We start from the raw sequence: 16,173 nt of genomic DNA, 5'->3' as shown, positions 1-16,173 counted from the left end.
CGGCACCCGGCGACCGGACCTGCGGTTCCGCCGTCGCCACCCTGGCGGTCGGATCCCGGTTTCCCGTGGAGGACGTATGGATCCCTTGCAGCTGCTCGACCCGGGCGGCAACCTGCACGACGACCCGGAGTGGACGCTCGATGTGACACCGGAACTGTGCCGCGATCTCTACCGCAGGATGCGGATCGCGCGGAGTCTCGACAGCGCGGCCTTGGCTCTACAACGACAGGGCGAGCTCGGGCTGTGGTTGCAGTCCCTCGGGCAGGAGGCGGCCCAGGTCGGCTCGATCACCGCGTTGCGGGACACCGACCACGTCTTCCCCAGCTACCGCGAGCATGCGGCGGCGTTGTGCCGCGGCATCACCCCGGCCGAGCTACTGGTGCAGTGGCGGGGGAACCGGCACAGCGGCTGGGACCCGCAGCAGTACCGCTTCCACATCTACACCCTGGTACTGGCGGCCCAGTTGCCCCACGCGACCGGATACGCCATGGGCGTTCAGCGTGACGGCGCCGACGAGATCGTCGCGGTCTACTTCGGGGACGGGGCGGCCAGCGAAGGCGAGGCGAACGAGGCGTTCAACTGGGCAGCCGCGGCGGAGGTGCCGCTGCTGTTCTTCTGTCAGAACAACCATTGGGCCATCTCGACGCCGGTACGAACGCAGATGCGCGCGCCGCTGGTCCAGCGGGCCCGTGGGTTCGGGCTGGACGCGTACCGCGTCGACGGTAACGACGTCCTGGCGGTGCACGCGGTCACCCGCGCTGTCGCCGACCGGATCCGCTCGGGAGGCGGTCCGGCGCTCATCGAGGCCGTCACCTACCGGATGGCCGGCCACAGCACCTCCGACGACCCGGACCGCTATCGGACGGCGAGCGACCTCGATGCGTGGTCGCTTCGCGACCCCATTGCCCGGTTGGAGGCTCTGCTGGCCCGGCAAGGCTGGTTGGACGGTGACCAGCGGGCCGCGGTCGACGCGGAATGCGCTGAGCTGGCGGAGCAGACCCGTACGGTGTGCCGGGAGTTGCCGCTGGGCGAGCTGTCGGAGCTGTTCGGCACAGTGCTCTCCGAGGAGACGCCATTGCTCGCCGAGGAACGTCGCCAATTCCTGGAACTCGCACGGTCCTACGAGGACTGATGCCCGATTCGACGGGAGCGAACATGCCCGTACTCACCCTGTCCCAAGCGATCAACACCGGCCTGCGCCGTGCCCTCGAAGACGATCCAGCAGTGATAGTCATGGGTCAGGACGTCGGTGGTCTTGGCGGCGTTTTCCGTGTGACCGACGGTCTGCAAAAGGATTTCGGCGCTGACCGGGTGATCGACACCCCACTCGCCGAGGCCGGCATCGTCGGCACCGCGATCGGCTTGGCTCTGCGCGGGTACCGGCCGGTCTGTGAGATCCAGTTCGACGGCTTCGTGTACCCGGCTTTCAACCAGATCGTCTCGCAACTGGCGAAGTTGCGGGCACGCAGCGGAGGCAGGCTCGCCCTGCCGGTGGTCGTACGGATTCCGGTCGGCGGTGGCATCGGCGCTGTCGAGCACCACAGCGAATCGAACGAGGCATACTTTGCGCACACCGCCGGGCTCCGCGTCGTGTGCTGCTCGAACCCCCAGGACGGGCATTGGCTCCTGCGCCAGGCGATCGACTGCGACGACCCGGTGATCTTCTACGAGCCGAAACGCCGCTACTGGAGCAAGTCCGATGTGCCCGAGGACCCCGGTGACCTGCCGCGTTTCGAGCACGCCCAGGTGCTGCGAGACGGTGGCGACGTCACCGTGCTCACCTACGGCGGCATGGTCGACACCTGCCTGCGGGCGGCAGAAGCCGCCGAGGAGGAAGGGCACTCGCTCGAAGTGATCGACCTGCGCACACTCTCTCCGTTGGACATCGAGACGATCACGGAGTCGGTGCGCGAAACCGGCCGGTGTGTGGTTGTCCACGAGGCACCGACGTTCGCCGGGCTCGGCGCCGAGATCGGCGCCGCCGTGACCGAGCACTGCTTTTACCACCTCGAAGCTCCTGTCTTGCGAGTTGGCGGTTACAACACGCCATATCCGCCTGCCAAGTTCGAGGATCAGTACTTGCCCGACCTCGACCGCGTGCTCGACGCCGTCGACCAATCATTCGCCTGGTGAAACGATGAGTGCACAAGAGTTCCGTCTGCCCGATGTCGGGGAAGGTCTCACTGAAGCCGAGATCGTGAAGTGGCATGTCGCGGCCGGTGACGCCGTGGGCATCAATGACGTCCTGGTCGAGATCGAGACCGCGAAATCCGCGGTGGAGCTGCCGTCGCCGTTCGCGGGCACGGTCACCGCGCTCCTCGCCGAGGAGGGACAGACCGTCGCGGTCGGTTCGCCCATCGTGACGATCGGCGAGCCAGACACGAAACCGACGGTTCTGGTCGGCTACGGACCGAGCGCGAACGGGGACGCGCGACGCAGGCGAGCCGCACGCACCGCCGAGGTGGAGGCACCTCCGCGAAGCCCCGCGCACGCCCTTGCGAAACCACCGGTGCGCAAGCTCGCTAAGGACCTGGGGGTCGACCTCACCGCGCTCGCCCCGAGCGGACCCGGCGGGGTGGTGACTCGGGACGACGTCCTTCGCCATGTCGACACTGGACACGGCGAAGCAGCCAAGCCGGAAAGGGCCACCAGGATCCCGGTCAAGGGCGTGCGCAAGGCCACCGCTGTCGCCATGTCGGCAAGTGCGTTCACGGCTCCGCATGTCACCGAGTTCCTCACCGTGGACGTAACCCGCTCGGTCCGCCTGGTCGACAAGCTCAAGACGGAGCCTGCCTTCCGCGAGCACAAGGTCACCATGTTGCTCCTGGTGGCACGGGCGCTACTCACCGCGGCCCGTGAGTTCCCGGAGATCAACTCCTCGTGGGACGCCGAAGCCGGTGAGATCGTGCTGCATCACGAAGTGAACCTCGGGATCGCCGCCGCCACCCCGCGCGGCCTTCTCGTGCCGAACATCAAGAATGCGGGCGCCCTGTCCCTGCCCGCGCTCGCGTCGGCGCTGACCGGTCTGGTCCGGACAGCGCGCGAGGGCAAGGCGACGCCGGAGGACATGAGCCACGGCACGATCACCATCACGAACATCGGCGTATTCGGGGTCGACGCCGGAACGCCGATTTTGAACCCGGGCGAGGCCGCGATCCTCTGCCTCGGTGCCGTGCGCAGAAACCCATGGGAGCACAAGGGAAGGGTGGCACTGCGCTGGACGACCCAGCTCGCGCTCTCGTTCGACCACCGGTTGGTCGACGGCGAGCTGGGCAGCAAGGTCCTCGCCCGGATCGGGCAGATCCTCGCCGACCCGGAGTGGCAGCTGATCCTGTCCTGACGGGTGCGAGAAGCCGTTTCATTCAATGGCACGCCGTGCTATTTTTGCTAAACCTCGCCGCCAACCGAGGAGCTGATCAATGACGACACCCCCGCGGGCCTCACGGCCTTCTCCCCATGCCCAGAACAACGTGGGCAAGGACGGCGAGTTCGCCCCCGAGCTCGACGATATCGACACCATGCGGGCGATCGTGAGGGCACAGGACCGGCGTTACCAGGTGGTCGCCGAGCCGCGCTGGCCGGACGGTGCCCGGATCGCCGTGAACTTCACCGCCGACTTCGACGCGATGCTGTTGCGGCGCCTGCTGGAGGAGCCGCCGATGCAGCTCGCGAAGGGCGAATTCGGCGGCCGCGTCGGCGTCTGGCGCCTGCTCGACCTTTTCGACAGCCACGCCATGAAGACGACCTTGTTCGTGCCAGGGCGTATCGGCGAGCTCTACCCCGAGGCCGTCCGGGCCTGGGCTCGTAGCGGACACGAGGTCGCGGACCACATGTGGGAGCACCGCGTGCCGGCTGACCCTGCGACCGAGCGGGCCCACCTGCTGCGGTCCACCGAGGCGCTGGAGAAGCTGAGCGGCCGCCGGCCCATCGGTACCCGCAGCTGGCATTCCGCCGAATTGCTGGGAGAGCTGGGATACCTGTACAACTCGCATGACGCGGCGGACCACCGGCCTTACTTCACCGAGTATCACGGTGGCACACGGCTGATGAACCTGCCGTTTCACTATGCGCTCGACGACGCCCAGTTCTTCAGCTTCGCGTGGCTGAACACCGACAACTCCGCGCAGCGGATCGCCGATCCCGACCGGGTGCTCGAACTGTGGTGGGACACGTTCTGGCAGCAATACCAGCAAGGCGGCTACCTCAACATCTGCCTGCACCCGTTCATGTCCGGTCGCTCGATGCGGGTCGCGATGCTCGACCAGCTCATTACGCGGATGAAGGAGCTGCCCGGGGTCTGGTTCGCGAGCTGCGAAGAGGTCGTCCGGCACTGCTTGAGCCTTGAAGAGGAGCGCTGAATGCCCTGGAAAGACGGCTACACGATCTCCGATGAGCGTGGCATCGCCGACGCCGACGTCCGCTGGCCCGGTGGAGCCACCTGTTGCTTCGGCATCACGGTCGATCTGGGCCCGAACTGTGGATCCGCCGGTATCACGGCCCGCGATCTCGACACCCCCGAGAACTACTATGGGCTGCACGGCGGGCTGGAAGCGGTGCGGGAGACCCTGGCACGCCACAAGCTGCGGGCGACCTTCGCGGTGCCCGGGGTGATGGCGGAACTCTACCCGGAGATTGTCGGTTCCCTGCACGCGGACGGGCACGAGATTGCGGCCAACGGCTGGCGCCGTGAGGACATCAGCGCCCTCGACCGGACCGAGGAACGCGACCGTATCCGCCGCACCGTCGCGGCACTCGCCGAAGCCACAGGCGAGCGGCCGGCCGGCTGGTACTGCCTTCCGCGCGCCGGTGACAAGTATGCGGTTGGCGCGATCAGCCCGTACACGGTGCCGCTGCTGCTCGAGGAAGGCTTCAGCTACCTCGGCAACAGTCCGGCCGACGACGTCCCGCACTACTGGGTGGCGGATCCGGCCGGCCCGGTTGCCATCCTCGCGATGCCGTACTACTACCCGTTCGACGACCAGTTCTTCCTGCTGTTTCCCGCGCGTGGCACCGGGTTGGAGCACGCCGACGCGCTGGACCGCAACTGGCGGGCCGAGTTTGCCGCACAATACCGGCGCGGCCGCGCCTTCACCATGAACCTTCACCCGCATGCCATTGCCTGGCCGAACCGGCTGCGCCGCCTGGACGACTTCCTCGCTCACGCGGTCGCTCGCCCGGGAATCTGGAACGCCACCGCGGGGGAGTGTGCCCGTCACTGGCTCGGCGCCTACCCACCGGCGAAGACGCTCCGCCTCGAGCCGAGCATCTGGCAGCACCACGAGGACAGCCTCAACTGACCGCAAGGAGCAATGATGCGTTTCCACACCGCGACCGAGGACTTCCGCACCGGGAACGACACCCCGCGGGACTACCTCGAGCGCTGTCTGAGCACGATTGCCGACCGTGAGCCCGCCGTGCGCGCCTGGGTCGTTCTGAACTCCGATGCCGCACGGGAGCAGGCTGACCGCAGCACGGCCCGCTGGCGGGACGGCACGCCACTGTCACCGATCGACGGTCTGCCTATCGGGATCAAGGATCTCCTGGAAACGGCCGACATGCCCACGCAAATGGGCTGTGAAGCCTACGCCGGCAACTTCCCCAAGCGGGACAACGCCGCGGTCTACGCATTGCGCTCAGCCGGGGCGGTGATCCTCGGCAAGACCGTCACCGCCGAGCTCGGTGGGTCCCATCCTGGTCCGACGACGAACCCGCTCGACCCGGCCCGCACTCCTGGCGGCTCGTCGTCGGGCTCCGCCGCCGCGGTCGGCGCGGAGATGGTGCCTGCGGCCATCGGTACCCAGGTTGGCGGGTCGATCATCCGGCCAGCGAGCTACTGTGGAAACTGGGCGCTCAAACCCTCGCAAGGAGCCATCAACCGGGGTGAGCGGCAAGCGACGAGCATGAGCACCCACGGTGTCCACGCGGCGTGTTCCGAAGACATGTGGCTGGTTGCGATCGCCATCGCGACACGCGTGGGCGGCGATCCCGGGCGCGCCCCGCTGTCCGGGCCAGCGACCACGCCCGCACCGCACCAGCCGTTTTCCGTTGGCGTCATGGAAACCGAGGGATGGCCGGGCTTGGACGCCGAGTCCCGGAACGCCTTCGAGGAGTTCCTGCGGCGCCTCGACGCCATCGGCGTCCCCGTGCGCCGCCGCAGCGACCACCCGGCCATCGAGCGGTTCGAGCAGGCACTGCTCGGGGTCCGTGACGTCACGACGACCATTACAGCGTGGGAGAACCAGTGGACGCTGCGGGACCTCGTGGCCCGGAAGCCGGACGGCGTCAGCCAGCGAAGCAAGGCGGGCCTCGACGTTGCCGAGAAGCTCGGCGTCGAAGGCTACGCGGATCTGCTGCGTCGTCGCGAACAGGTGCGTCGCGAACACGCGGCCTTGGCGTCCGATGTGGACGTTATGGTGTCCCTCGCATCACCGGGCCCGGCGCCCCTGTGGCCGGGCGACGTTCCCGGCGAGCCCCTCGCGCCGTGGCCGACCGGCGACGCCGTGTTCAACACCCCGAGCTCGTTGCTGGGCGCGCCGGTGGTCACCGTGCCGCTGCTGACGGTGAGTGGCCTCCCGGTGGGTGTCCAGGTCATGGGGCAGCCCGGTACGGACGCCCGCGTGACCGCGATCGCCCGGTGGCTCGCGGACACCATTGAACCCGTCGTCGCATGATACGGTTCTCTGGTGGCACGTCATGCCGATGTGCCACCAGAGAACCACGGCAGAACCCTGAGCACGCAGGGAAGCCGGTTGAGCCGCCTGACAAGGAGCTGGACGTCGTCCTCTGTCGCGAGGACCACGAATTCCGCCCGCCAAATCGTGTCCTGGTCCGTGCGGGCCTTGAGCCACACAACGTCGTACTGGCGCTGCCGCATCAGTTGCATGACACGGTTCACTCCCGTCAGGCCTTCGGAAACACGGATCCGATAGCCGAATCTGCGGCGCACCATCGTCTCAGATGAGTCGCTGCGCCTCTACCAGGGTGTGCCGGAGGATCTGTTCGATCTCGTCGAACTCGACCTGTCCGGCGATCAGCGGAGGTGCGAGCTGCACGACGACATCGCCACGGTCATCGGGACGGCAGTAGAGGCCCCGATCGAACAGGGCGCTGGGCAAGAACTCGCGGACGAGACGCTCGCGCTCGCCGGTGTCGAAGGTTTCGCGGGTCTCCTTGTCCTTCACCAGTTCCACCGCCCAGAAGTAACCATCACCACGCACGTCCCCGACGATGGGCAGGTCGAGCAGCCTGCCCAGCGTGTCACCGAAGGCGTCCTCGTGGTCGAGCACGCGCTGATTGAGCTTCTCTCGCTCCATCAGATCCAGATTCGCGAGTGCGACGGCCGCGGAAACCGGGTGCCCGCCGAACGTGTAGCCATGCGGGAACGTCACCGTGGGTGCGAGGAAGGGTTCCATCACCTTGTCGGAGGCGATGAGTGCGCCAATCGAGCCGTAGCCGGAGCTCATTCCCTTGGCGCAGGTGAGCAGGTCTGGAACGTAGCCGAACTTCTCACAGGCGAAGGTTGCGCCGTGCCGGCCGAAGGCACAGATCACCTCGTCGGACACGAGCAGCACGTCGTGGCGGTCGCAGATCTCGCGGACGCGCGCGAAGTAGCCAGGTGGCGGCGTCAGGCAGCCACCGGAGTTCTGCACGGGTTCGAGCACGACGGCCTCGACCGTGTCCGGGCCCTCGAACAGGATGGCCTCTTCGATCCGGTCGGCCGCCCAGCGGCCGAAGGTTTCGTCGTCGTCGAACTCGGGATGGCGGTAGCGGTTGGTGTTGGGCACGCGGAATCCGCCGGGTGCGAGTGGTTCGAAGTCCCGTTTCATGGCCGGCAGCCCGGTGATGGCCAACGCGCCATGCGGAGTCCCGTGGTAAGCCACCGCGCGGCTGATTACCTTGTGCTTGGCTGGTTTGCCGGTCAGCTTGAAATACTGCTTGGCGAGCTTCCACGCCGACTCGACCGCCTCGCCGCCGCCAGTGGTGAAGAACACGCGGTTCAAATCCGCAGGGGCGAGATGGGCCAGCCGCTCGGCCAGCTCCGCCGCGGGCTTGGTTGTGTAGCCCCAGATGGGAAAGTACGCGAGTTCGGCGGCCTGTCGGGCGGCCACCTCGGCAAGCTCGCGGCGGCCGTGCCCGGCCTGCACGACGAAGAGCCCGGACAGGCCGTCGAGGATGCGCCGGCCGCGGTCGTCCCACAGGTGGACCCCGTCGGCTTTGGTGATCATCGGTGGAGGTTCGGTTTCGTATCGGCCCATGCGGGCGAAGTGCATCCACAGATTCTGCGTGGTCATCGCGAAGTCCTTCCGAGGTCAGGCGTTCTGGGGAAAGCCAAGGTCGATCCCGCCGTGGCCCTGGCCTGGCCAGCGAGTGGTGACGACCTTGCCGCGGGTGTAGAAGTGCACCCCGTCGGTGCCGTGCGCGTGCGTATCGCCGAACAGCGAGCTCTTCCACCCACCGAACGAGTAGTAGGCGACCGGCACTGGTACCGGAACGTTGATGCCGACCATCCCGACCTCGATGTCGTTGGCGAAACGGCGTGCCGCCCCGCCGTCGTTCGTGAAGATCGCCGTGCCGTTGCCGTACGGGTTGGCGTTGATCAGCTCCACGGCCTCGGCATAACTGTCCGCGCGCACCACTGACAGCACCGGTCCGAATATCTCGTCGGTGTAGATCGACATGTCCGGGCGCACGTGGTCGAACAGCGTGGGGCCGACGAAGAACCCGGCGCCGTCGGCGTCGAACTCGCCATCGCGGCCGTCCACGACGAGCGTCGCTCCGGCCTTCTCTCCGGCGTCGATGTAGCCGGACACCCGATCGCGCGCCGCGGCGCTCACCAGCGGGCCCATATCGCACGAGCGACGGCCGTCGCCGGTCTTCAGTGCCTTCGCCCGGTCTGCGATCCTGCCCACCAGCTGATCCGCGACATCACCGACTGCGACGACGACCGAGGTCGCCATGCACCGTTCGCCCGCTGACCCGAAACCGGCGTTGACCGCTTGATCCGCGGCCAGGTCCAAGTCCGCGTCCGGCAGCACCACCATGTGGTTCTTCGCCCCGCCCAGCGCCTGCACCCGCTTGCCGTGTGTGGTGCCGGTTTCGTAGACGTAGCGGGCGACCGGGGTGGACCCGACGAACGAGACCGCTTTGATGTCCGGGCTGGTCAACAGCGTGTCGACCGCGACCTTGTCGCCACCCAGCACGGTGAACACCCCGTCGGGCAGACCCGCTTCCTGCCACAGCTCTGCCAGCCACAGTGCCGCGGTCGGGACCTTCTCGGACGGCTTGAGCACGACCGTGTTGCCGGTGGCGATCGCGATCGGGAAGAACCACATGGGCACCATTGCGGGAAAGTTGAACGGGGAGATGACCGCGACTGGGCCCACCGGTTGCCGGACCGAGGCAACATCCACATCGGTCGAGGCGTTCGTCGTCGCCGACCCCTTGAGCAGGTGTGGAATTCCGCAAGCGAACTCGACCACTTCCAGCCCTCGTGCGACCTCGCCCGCGGCATCGGAGAGCACCTTTCCGTGCTCGGCGGTAATGATTTCCGCCAGCTCATCGGCGCGGGCGTCGAGCAGTTGCCGGAACGCGAACAGCACACGGGTTCGCTTTGCCAGTGAGGTGTCGCGCCACGCCGGGAACGCGGCGCGCGCGGACGCGACCGCATCAGCGGTCTCAGCGACTGAGGCCAGCGGAACGCGCGCGGTGACTTCTCCCGTCGCCGGGTTCGTCACCTCGGCGAAGCGCCCCGAGGTGCCCTCTGCCCTCCGACCGTCGATCCAGTGATAGAGCTTGTCGCTCATCAGAAGCCGTCCTTCCTCATTTCGTGTGCTGCATGACGTGCCTGAGCCCACGGGTAACGTCGGCAGGGCGATGACGGCCGGTGGGTGTCCACGAGGTGGTTCACGAGAGCACCTCGGTCGTCAGCAGTCGTAGGCTGGCCATCACCTGTTCGTGTGGCATGCCCGGCCATTGCGCGCGCAGGAGCACGTCCCCGGCGTCCGTGTCAGCCACGAGCGCGCGCAGCTGAGCGCGGCATTGCCGCGGATCTCCGAGGATGAACCGTCCCTTGCGTAACTCGTCGAAGTCCTTGTCGAAGCTCTGGGACGCGGGCAGCACGGCGTCCTGACCCCACGCCCGGTAGGCGCGATACTTCGTCTCCAAGGCGGTGCGTACACCCTCGACCGCCTGTAGCTCCGTCTCAGCGACATAGATCTCCTGGAGCACATGGACCTGCTGACCGCCACATTGGCGGAAAAACGACACCTGTCGCCGGAGGTGGTCACGGTCGACGTGGGCGGCGGCCGCCAGCCATGGCAGACCAGATGCCGCAGTACGGCGCAGCGCGGCGTCGGTGTGTCCTGCCAGCCAGATCGGCGGGTGCGGCCGCTGTACCGCGCGCAGCACAGGGTGCACCGCATCCAGGGTCAGGGCCTCGCTGTGGAAGCTGACCTCGTCCTCGGTCCACAGCCTACGCAGCAGGTCGACATTCTCCCGGAAGCGGCGTAAACGGGCGCCGCGTGGCACGCCGAACGCGTCGAACTCGACCGCTCGGTAGCCGAGGCCGAGTCCTACGGTGAGCCGTCCACCGGACATGATGTCGAGGGTTGCCAGGTGCTCGGCGAGATCGACCGGATTGGCCAATGCGGCAAGCAGAATCGCGGTTCCGATACGCATTGAGCCGGATTCCGGGATGATCCGACCGAGTACCGCGAGCGGGTGGAGATACTGAAACGGGTCAGCGAGGTAGTGCTGAGTCGCCCAGACCGACTGGAACCCGGCGTCTCGCACGTAGCGAACCTGTTCGACCTGCTCGGCGAACCGAGCTGCGCTGTCCTCGCCAGGGAGAAACTGACTGCACAACACCAGCCCGTACCGGGGCTCGCTCACGCCACCACCTCGACTGTTCTACAGTGTAGTACGACGTACTGCAGAATAGCACAGAAGGAGGCAGGGTCCGGAAGCCGGGGAGACGCCGGTTACCGCTGAGCAACGGCGACGTGACGACCTCTGGCACGCAGAGCGCTACGAGGTCACAGCGGTCGGCAGGATGCCTGACGGCCTGCGGCCACAGCATCGCGCCGTCATCGGCGAGGGGTACCGCGCTGGCCGCGACCGGGGGCAGGCCCCGAGTTCGCACAGACGCACCGCCCCTCTTCGGCGCTTAGCGGTGCGGGCGAGCGATCCTGACCGACGCACGTGGGCACCACGTGCCCGGGGTGGACCAGGTCTGTCGGTCGGGCGGGACCGGCGTGCGGACCTCCTCCAGCAGTTGGCCGGTTGTGGCCGTCGATCGACGAGGCCATGAGCCCGTTCTCCACCCCCGGCAGGACGTGCTCCGCGGGTAGGTGACCTCTGGCTGTATCGTTCGGTACAAGGCGGGCATGGTCCGCAATGTCAGGAGCGGAGAATGACGGTTCGTGCGTAGCGCGGGACGTAGGAATTCGGATGGAGACTCGACAGCCGGGTCGCACGTCGCCCGCCCCTGCACCCGGTCCTGCCTCCCGCGGGATATTCTCTGGATCGTTCGGTACGGACGGGAACGAGGGGGCGTTGGCGATGACGGTCACGGGTTTCGAGGCGAACCGGGCGCGCGTGATTGGGATCGCGGCCGACCTTTTCGCCCGGAACGGCTACCACGGCACCGGGATGGCCGAGCTCGGTCAGGCCGCTGGCCTTGGTCGGGGGGCGCTCTACCACTACATCGGCAGCAAAGAAGCCGTGCTCTACGCGATCAGCAAGGAGCAGGTCGACATGATGAACCGCTACGCCGAGGAGTTGCTCGACCGAGGGCTGGAGCCGGAGGACCTGCTCCGGCAGATGGCGCGTGGACTGCTGCGCAACATCGCCGAGCACCGCTCCGAGTGGGTGGTGTTCTTCCGCGAGTACACCGCGCTGACCGGCGAGCGCCGCGACCATGTGATCGCCGCTCGCGAGCGGTATGAGAGCTACTGGCGGCAGGCGCTGGACAACGGTGTGCGCGGCGGGGTGCTCCGGCAGACGCCGCGCCTGCTGGTAAAAGGGATCCTCGGCATGCTCAACTACACCTATCTCTGGTTTGAGCCCGACGGTGCGCTGACTCCTGACGAGGTGGCCGACATGTTCCTCGGCGCGCTGATCGACGGCATCCGGGCGTAGCCCTGGGCTAGCGAGTACGGGGCGCGGGTGCTGGTGCTCGACCTGCCGATGCGATCGAAGGGCTCGCCCGGTCGCGCAGCGCCAGTTCGTCGCATCGGGTGGCTACCGCGCGTTGCGTTTGAGTCCGGCACGCCGTAGACGATCGGGCTGATGCTGGCTACTCGGTGGCGATCGTCCCTCACCCCACGACAACGCAACGTGGTACCAGCGGCATCAGTGAGGCCGGGCTCAGATCCTGGAGTCGCTCCCGAGAGCCGTGGCCGCGGCGTTGCGAATGTGCTCGCGCCAGAGACTGCTCGCGCCGTCGGCGTCGCGTTGCCGGATCTTGGCGACCACCAGCTTGATCTCCCCGATGCTCTGCTGCGGTCTGTCGCCGCGGGACAGCGACCGGGCGCGCAGCTGAGCGAGCCGGCCATGCAGCAACCGCGCTTGGTTGTGTAGCACCTCGTTGCCGGCGCCGGAGTAGAGCACGTCGTAGAAGTCGTTCTTCACGTCGAGCATCGCGGAGACATCGCCGTGCTCGTGCGCCGTCTCCACCTTGTCCGCGACATCGGCGAGTTCGGCCATCTGTTCGTCGGTCGCGCGCTCGACGAACAATCGCACGGCGAAGCATTCCAGGGCCTCTCGCACCTCATACACGGCGCGCGCTTCCTCATCCGTCAGCCGGGCGACTGTCGGACCCTTGTGCGGGGGGATGACGAGGAACCCCTCTGCCTCCAGCTGCCGGCATGCCTCCCGGATGGTGTTGCGGGAGACGTCGAGTTGCTCGCACAACTCCCGCTCGACCAGCCGCTGTCCCGGAGCGAGCGCGCCGCTGATGATGTCGGCCCGGATCGCTTCCACCGCTTGCGCGCGAACGGGGGCGACAACACGAGTGACTCTCACCCGTCAAGGATAGCACTGTGTTGCCCCACTGTCCGATTGTCCTCTAACCCATTGACCGATTGTGGGACAATCACGTAACGTGCGCCGCGACGAGATACGGCATGGGAGGCGTAGATGTCGCAGACCCTGTCCACAGCCGCCAGTTCGCCACCGGGCGTGCGGCAGTATGGACTGTTCGTTGACAACGAGATGGTCGAACCGGCCACCGGCGAGTACCTCGATGTCGTGAACCCGGCACGTGGCCACGTGTGGGCCCGCGTGGCGAACGCTCGCGCTGACGACGTGGGCCGTGCCGTCGAGTCCGCGCGGCGTGCCTTCGAGAGCGGGCCGTGGCCCGCCTGCCGTGCTGCCGACCGCGCGAAGCTGCTCATCAGGCTCGGCCAGCTGGTCGAGGACCACGCCGAGGAGCTCGCCGGGCTGCAGGTGGACGAGAACGGCAAGCTGATGCGGGAAATGCTCGGCCAGACGAGACTGCTGCCCGAGTACTTCAACTACTACGCGGGCCTGGCGCAGATGCCGACCGGAACGACGAACCCGCTGCACGTCAAGGACATGGTGAACTACACGGTGCGCGAGCCACTGGGGGTCGTCGCCGCGATCACCCCCTGGAACTCCCCGCTCCTGCTGCTGGCGTGGAAGCTCGGACCGGCACTGGCCGCGGGCAACACCGTCGTCGCCAAACCGTCTGAGGTCACCCCGGTCTCGGTGCTCAGACTCGCCGAGCTGGCCGCCGAGGCCGGGTTGCCGCCCGGCGTGTTCAACGTGGTGACCGGGCTGGGCAGTCCGACGGGCACGGCACTGACCGGGCACCCGGGTGTGGACAAGATCGCGTTCACCGGGTCGACGGCCACTGGCCGGGCGATCGCGGCCGAGGCGGGCAAGAGCCTCAAACGCGTGTCGCTCGAGCTCGGCGGGAAGTCACCCAACATTGTCTTCGCCGACGCCGACCTCGACAGTGCGGTGAACGGCCTCGTCGCCGGGATCTTCGGCGCGAGTGGACAGACGTGCATGGCCGGGTCGCGCATCCTCGTGCAGGAGTCCCACTACGACGAGGTGGTGACACGGCTCGCCGAGCGGGCGGAGGCGATCAAGGTCGGTGATCCGAGAGACGCGGCGAGCGAGATGGGAACGGTCGCGTGCCAGGCGCAGTTCGACAAGGTGCGCCACTACGTCGAGGTGGCCACCGCCGACGGCGCCCGGCTCGTCGCCGGGGGCAAGCCCGCCGTCGTGGACGGGTTTCCCGACGGTCTGTTCATGCGGCCGACGGTGTTCGCCGATGTCCGCAACGACATGCGGATCGCGCGGGAAGAGGTGTTCGGCCCGATCGCCGCAGTCATTCCGTTCCGCGACGAGGAGGAGGCCGTCCGGACAGCCAACGACACTGATTTCGGCCTCGCGGCCGGCATCTGGACGGGCGAGGTCCAGCGCGCTCACCGCGTGGCCGGCAGACTGCGCGCCGGCACTGTCTGGATCAACAACTATCGCAAGACCTCCTACGCGACTCCTTTCGGCGGCTACAAGCAGAGCGGGCTCGGCCGGGAGAACGGCCCCGACGCGCTGCACGAGTACACCGAGGAAAAGAGCGTCTGGGTCGACACCGGCCAGGGTGTCAAGGACCCGTTCAACCCCCGGGCTTGATGCCCTCCGCCGCTCCCATGCGCAGGAAAGCAGGTGCAAGCAATGTCCAATGCGGCTAGTACAGCATCGGCCTCCGGCGACGACATCGTCGTCATCGGATCCGGCATCGCCGGGCTTTCCGCGGCTGTCAGCGCGGCCGAGGAGCTCGCTGGTGAGCCGGGCCGCTCGGTGACGGTCGTCGACAGGGCGGACCCCGCTCAGGCGGGCGGGAACAGCAAGTGGACCTCCGCCTACCTCCGGCTCGAGGACATCTACGAGGTCGCCGACTCCTTCGTCGACGACGTCGTCGCCTTCTCCGGTGGTCGCACCTCGTCCTCCTATGTCGAGACGCTCGTGCGGCACCTGCCGGAGACGATGGAATGGATCCAAGGTCACGGCGCGAGATTCCGCAGGTTCCCGACCTACTTCGTCAACAGCAGCCGCCCCCGGCTGCAGCCGGTCGGCGGAGGGGAGGGCCTGCTGAACGTGCTGCGGCCCGCGGCAGAGCGGCTCGGTGTGCGGTTCCGCTACCGGTGCACGGCGCAGCGGCTCGTGCGGGACCGCGCCGGGCGGCTCACCGGGGTCGTGGTCACCGGAGACGACGGCGAGCAGACAGTTCCGGCCGCGGCGGTCGTCATCGCCTCCGGCGGGTTCGAGGGCGATCCCGAGACGCTCGCCGCGGAGCTCGGTGGCGACGTCGACCGGCTGATCCCGATCGCGCCCGGTGTCACCTTCAACAAGGGCGAGGGCATCCGGATGGCTGTCGAGGCCGGTGCACGTCGCGCCGGCCAGTGGGACGGGTTCCATGCCGAGCCGGTGGACCCGCGGTCCCCCGACCCCGAAGCACTCGTCATGGTGTTCCCGTACGGGATCCTGGTGAACCGCGACGGGGAGCGCTTCATCGACGAGGGCAGGGGCACCGTCGACGAGACGTACGAGTCCACGGCCCGTGCGGTGTGGGCACAGCCAGGCGGAATCGCCTACCTCATCACCGATCAACAGTTCGACGCGGTGACGGACCGGCGACGCGGCATTCTCACGAGTGTCAAACCCGTTGTCGCCGGCACGGTCACCGAGCTGGCCGCGGCGCTCGGTCTGCCGGAGCAGCGGCTGGCCAGGACGGTGGCCGAGTACAACGACGCCGTCGTCGACGGACCGTTCGACTGGCGGAAGCCGGACGGCAGGCACACACAGGGCATCGAGCCGCCGAAAACGAACTGGGCCTTGCGGGTGGACCAGCCCCCGCTGCTCGCCTATCCGGTCGCGTGCGCCGTCGTGTTCACCTTTGGCGGCCTCGACACCGACGACAGTGCACGAGTACTCGGCGGGGACAGCGCGCCCATCCCTCGGCTCTACGCGGCCGGCGAATGCACGGGCATCTATCACGACAAGTATCCGGGCGGTACGTCCGTGCTGCGGGGAATGATCTTCGGCCGGATCGCGGGACAGACCGCGGCACGCGAACTCGGCACCTTCCCGGCAGAGCGGCAGGCCGAACGCACGGCCGAGGTGACAGGCGGCTGAAAGGCGAAG

The 16,173-nt window shown here is 67.7% G+C and carries 14 protein-coding genes; 9 read left to right on the top strand and 5 right to left on the bottom strand.

Going from position 1 to position 16,173, the window contains the following annotated elements; translation table 11 throughout:
* The first annotated feature begins 76 nt into the window (after positions 1 to 76).
* The 6 genes from BAY60_RS30380 (at position 77) to BAY60_RS30355 (ending at position 6,671) form a co-directional block, all read left to right on the top strand.
* Positions 77 to 1,132, top strand: a complete 1,056-nt coding sequence (locus BAY60_RS30380) for a thiamine pyrophosphate-dependent enzyme (protein WP_112284849.1) — start codon at positions 77 to 79, stop codon at positions 1,130 to 1,132.
* 23 nt (positions 1,133 to 1,155) lie between these two features.
* The gene (locus BAY60_RS30375) at positions 1,156 to 2,133 is read left to right on the top strand and encodes an alpha-ketoacid dehydrogenase subunit beta (protein WP_112284848.1); all 978 of its coding nucleotides are present in this window, start codon (positions 1,156 to 1,158) and stop codon (positions 2,131 to 2,133) included.
* 4 nt (positions 2,134 to 2,137) lie between these two features.
* A complete protein-coding gene (locus BAY60_RS30370) occupies positions 2,138 to 3,340 on the top strand; it encodes a dihydrolipoamide acetyltransferase family protein (RefSeq protein ID WP_112284847.1) in 1,203 nt (400 codons plus the stop codon).
* A 79-nt stretch (positions 3,341 to 3,419) separates the two neighbouring features.
* The gene (locus tag BAY60_RS30365) at positions 3,420 to 4,358 is read left to right on the top strand and encodes a polysaccharide deacetylase family protein (RefSeq protein ID WP_112284846.1); all 939 of its coding nucleotides are present in this window, start codon (positions 3,420 to 3,422) and stop codon (positions 4,356 to 4,358) included.
* Positions 4,359 to 5,297, top strand: coding sequence for a polysaccharide deacetylase family protein (locus tag BAY60_RS30360; protein WP_112284845.1), 939 nt, complete (start codon positions 4,359 to 4,361; stop codon positions 5,295 to 5,297).
* A 15-nt stretch (positions 5,298 to 5,312) separates the two neighbouring features.
* Positions 5,313 to 6,671 (top strand): amidase, encoded by a 1,359-nt coding sequence (locus tag BAY60_RS30355; RefSeq protein ID WP_245992887.1) that lies wholly within the window; start codon positions 5,313 to 5,315, stop codon positions 6,669 to 6,671.
* Between the two features lie 20 nt (positions 6,672 to 6,691).
* Here the strand turns inward: BAY60_RS30355 and BAY60_RS30350 are convergent, their stop codons facing one another.
* From BAY60_RS30350 to BAY60_RS30335, 4 genes are all read right to left on the bottom strand, one after another.
* Positions 6,692 to 6,949 (bottom strand): ACT domain-containing protein, encoded by a 258-nt coding sequence (locus BAY60_RS30350; protein ID WP_112284843.1) that lies wholly within the window; start codon positions 6,947 to 6,949, stop codon positions 6,692 to 6,694.
* Between the two features lie 4 nt (positions 6,950 to 6,953).
* On the bottom strand, positions 6,954 to 8,291 hold the full coding sequence (locus BAY60_RS30345) for an aspartate aminotransferase family protein (RefSeq protein WP_112284842.1): 1,338 nt from the start codon (positions 8,289 to 8,291) through the stop codon (positions 6,954 to 6,956).
* Positions 8,292 to 8,309: 18 nt separating this feature from the next.
* Entirely contained in the window at positions 8,310 to 9,803 is a 1,494-nt protein-coding gene (locus BAY60_RS30340) for a CoA-acylating methylmalonate-semialdehyde dehydrogenase (RefSeq protein ID WP_112284841.1), read from the bottom strand.
* Positions 9,804 to 9,903: 100 nt separating this feature from the next.
* Positions 9,904 to 10,890 carry an LLM class flavin-dependent oxidoreductase gene (locus BAY60_RS30335; protein WP_112284840.1) on the bottom strand — a complete coding sequence of 329 codons (987 nt, stop codon included), beginning with the start codon at positions 10,888 to 10,890 and terminating at the stop codon, positions 9,904 to 9,906.
* 669 nt (positions 10,891 to 11,559) lie between these two features.
* Between BAY60_RS30335 and BAY60_RS30330 the strand changes: the two genes are divergently transcribed.
* Positions 11,560 to 12,138, top strand: coding sequence for a TetR/AcrR family transcriptional regulator (locus tag BAY60_RS30330; protein WP_112284839.1), 579 nt, complete (start codon positions 11,560 to 11,562; stop codon positions 12,136 to 12,138).
* A 228-nt stretch (positions 12,139 to 12,366) separates the two neighbouring features.
* On the opposite strand, the gene BAY60_RS30325 is transcribed toward BAY60_RS30330, so the two are convergent.
* On the bottom strand, positions 12,367 to 12,981 hold the full coding sequence (locus tag BAY60_RS30325) for a GntR family transcriptional regulator (RefSeq protein WP_170160618.1): 615 nt from the start codon (positions 12,979 to 12,981) through the stop codon (positions 12,367 to 12,369).
* Between the two features lie 156 nt (positions 12,982 to 13,137).
* Here BAY60_RS30325 and BAY60_RS30320 point away from each other — a divergent pair, with 156 nt between their 5' ends.
* Both BAY60_RS30320 and tcuA read left to right on the top strand, forming a co-directional pair.
* Positions 13,138 to 14,661, top strand: a complete 1,524-nt coding sequence (locus BAY60_RS30320) for an aldehyde dehydrogenase (RefSeq protein WP_112284837.1) — start codon at positions 13,138 to 13,140, stop codon at positions 14,659 to 14,661.
* Between the two features lie 42 nt (positions 14,662 to 14,703).
* Positions 14,704 to 16,164: an FAD-dependent tricarballylate dehydrogenase TcuA gene (gene tcuA / locus BAY60_RS30315; RefSeq protein ID WP_112284836.1), complete on the top strand. Its 1,461-nt coding sequence runs from the start codon at positions 14,704 to 14,706 to the stop codon at positions 16,162 to 16,164.
* Positions 16,165 to 16,173 lie beyond the last annotated feature (9 nt).

The sequence above is a fragment of the Prauserella muralis genome (genome assembly GCF_003202285.1).
In the GTDB taxonomy this organism is placed as follows: domain Bacteria; phylum Actinomycetota; class Actinomycetes; order Mycobacteriales; family Pseudonocardiaceae; genus Prauserella_B; species Prauserella_B muralis.
The sequence above is the reverse complement of the archived record's forward strand: the minus strand, read 5'-3'. Positions and strand labels throughout refer to the sequence as shown.